Here is a 2,429-nt window from a genome sequence, read left to right as displayed (position 1 = left end):
TCGTCATCCATCATTAAAAGATAGAGCGAAGCGATTCCATCTTACTTTCCGCGGATCTGAGAGGCGAGTTTTTCCGAATTTAATAATCGATAACCTTCTAAAATTTATGAAGATATTAAAAACAAATTTTTATCTGAATTTCACTATTTTGCAACTGTTTTTGAAATTTCATTACAATTTATCAAATCTATCAATCGAAGGGTTGTAAAATACCGCTTATCGTTTACCGATTCTCATCATGAGTATTAATAGAAAATAATCCCATTGGGTATACTCAATAAGTAGTAACATCGTAGCCAATGCTCAAATAGTTTGATCGATTCCCGCAGGACTATCAGAGATAGCAACAAAGTCAAGCTGATCATAAAAAGTTAGAGTAGTCAAGATCAAATTTTATCTTTATATAGTAAAATAATCTAAATTGTTGAAATCTGAATAGAGATAGAAAAAAGGAGAAAATATCTGAAAATAGCCATAATACATAGATTATAAGGTAAAATCTCAAGAAATTACAATCATAACACATGAAACCATGCTGGACAGAATAATTAGTCCGTGATATGCATAAAATTTCATTGTCCATTTTTTGTAAAAAACTTCATGTAATTAAGATTAAAATCTATGGTTATGGATCAGAATCAATCGGCAAAAAGCAGAACACTTAAACGATTACAGGTCGGCGGTTTGCCCCTAATTCATGCTATTGCCCAGCGCATGAGATTAAAGGATATTTTATACAAATACATTCCCGCTCACGGAAATGAAGATATTCCAGCCGTTGAGACACTGATGTTGCTGGTCTATAACCTGATTGTGGGCAAAGACCCGCTTTATGAATTGCAGCAATGGGTTGAATCTCTTGATTTCAGGTGCATCAACAATGAAGACTATGAAAATGTTGAATTTAACGATGATCGATTTGGTAGAGTACTCAATAAACTCTACCTGGTTGATCGAGCCTCATTAATGACCGAACTGGTTGTGTTCTTTGTTAAAGAATTTGACATCGCTGTTGAGCAGTTAAGCAATGATTCAACCTCAATAAAGGCATTTGGCAGGTATCCGGGAAAGACTAAAACCGGCTTAGAACTTAAAAAGGGAAAAAGCAAAGATCACCGTCCTGATCTTAAGCAATTGGTTTTTAGTCTCAGTATTGCAGCCGATGGTGCTGTACCGATACATTATAAGTGCTACCCGGGAAATGTTACCGATGATACGACACACATTGAGACCTGGAATAGCCTGCTAAAGATCACTGGTTACCCTGATTTTCTTTATGTGGCGGATTCCAAGCTTTGTACCGATGAACAGCTAAGTTTCATTGTGGATAACGGTGGACGGGTGGTTACCGTTATTCCGGAAACCTGGAATGAAGTTGAATCGTTTAAAGAAAAACTTAGAAAAACCAAAAAGGCAAAAGAGATCATCTGGCGAAGACGAAAACCTGGCAGCCACGACAAAAAGGAATATTTTTCGGTTTTTAAAGGAGACTATTTTACAACCAAGCGAGGCTATAAGATCCATTGGATATATTCTAGTGAGAAGCGTAAACGGGATCGCGACAACCGAGACAAGCCTGAAAAAAGTAGAGCAGTGTTTAGCGCTGCTCAATGGAAAAATAAATAAGCGAGGTCTGAAAACAAGAAAAGCGATTGAAGAAGCTGCACAACAAATTATCGAAGAACATAAATTAGAAAATTTTTTCCATATTTCAATCGGCACAATAACAGAAAAATATCAAGTTCAGATAGGCACAGGAAGACCGGGGAAAAACACTAAATATAGGACAGGCGTGAACACACTTTATACGCTTTCCTGGACACAAAAAAAGCAGGTGCTAAAGCAAGAAGCACAAACTGATGGGGTTTTTCCTTTGCTATGTACGGATAAACAACTGACGGCAAAAGAGGTGTTAAAAGCCTACAAATATCAACCAAGGCTCGAAAAACGATTTGCTCAATTTAAAAGTATTCATCATGCCGCTCCCTTATTGTTCAAAAAAATAGAGCGAATAGAAGCTAATATGTTCGGATTTTTTATCGCGCTGGTTGTCCAAGCTTTGATAGAACGTGAAGTGCGAAACAAAATGAAAGAGCAAAAAATTGAAAAAATTAGAGTCTATCCGGAACGACGCGAAGCAAGTCATCCTACTACTAGTAAAATTTTAGATCGTTTTGATAATATTTGTACTTACAAAATATCGGAAAACTCAGGAGTTGTCGAAACGTTTAAGGATAGTTTAAATGAAGATCAAAAATTAATATTAACTCTGCTAAATATTTAAGAGGATGAATATTGGAAGTCGGCTTCGTAGTCAATTTAAACTCGAAAAAAATGACATTTGCTATCCGCGGAAAGTAAGATGTATATTGTATTAAAATTTTCCTTTTCACTATTATAAATTCCTATTTCACTATCAAGAAGGCCCT

2 protein-coding genes are annotated in these 2,429 nt (G+C 35.9%); both read left to right on the top strand.

What is annotated here, in order from left to right; all coding sequences use genetic code 11:
- The first annotated feature begins 627 nt into the window (after positions 1-627).
- Positions 628-1,626 (top strand): IS1634 family transposase, encoded by a 999-nt coding sequence (locus tag Q0X89_RS13700; protein WP_297695120.1) that lies wholly within the window; start codon positions 628-630, stop codon positions 1,624-1,626.
- The gene (locus tag Q0X89_RS13695; protein ID WP_297695117.1) at positions 1,538-2,284 is read left to right on the top strand and encodes a hypothetical protein; all 747 of its coding nucleotides are present in this window, start codon (positions 1,538-1,540) and stop codon (positions 2,282-2,284) included. Before Q0X89_RS13700 ends, Q0X89_RS13695 begins: the two co-directional genes overlap by 89 nt.
- The last annotated feature ends 145 nt before the right edge of the window (positions 2,285-2,429 follow it).

This window comes from uncultured Eudoraea sp. (genome assembly GCF_947258525.1).
Classification (GTDB): Bacteria; Bacteroidota; Bacteroidia; order Flavobacteriales; family Flavobacteriaceae; genus Eudoraea.
This window is presented reverse-complemented; position numbering and strand designations above follow the sequence as displayed.

Excerpts from the sequence above, each read along its gene's own strand:
- Q0X89_RS13700 (WP_297695120.1), top strand. The coding sequence starts at position 628 with ATGGATCAGAATCAATCGGCAAAAAGCAGAACACTTAAACGATTACAG.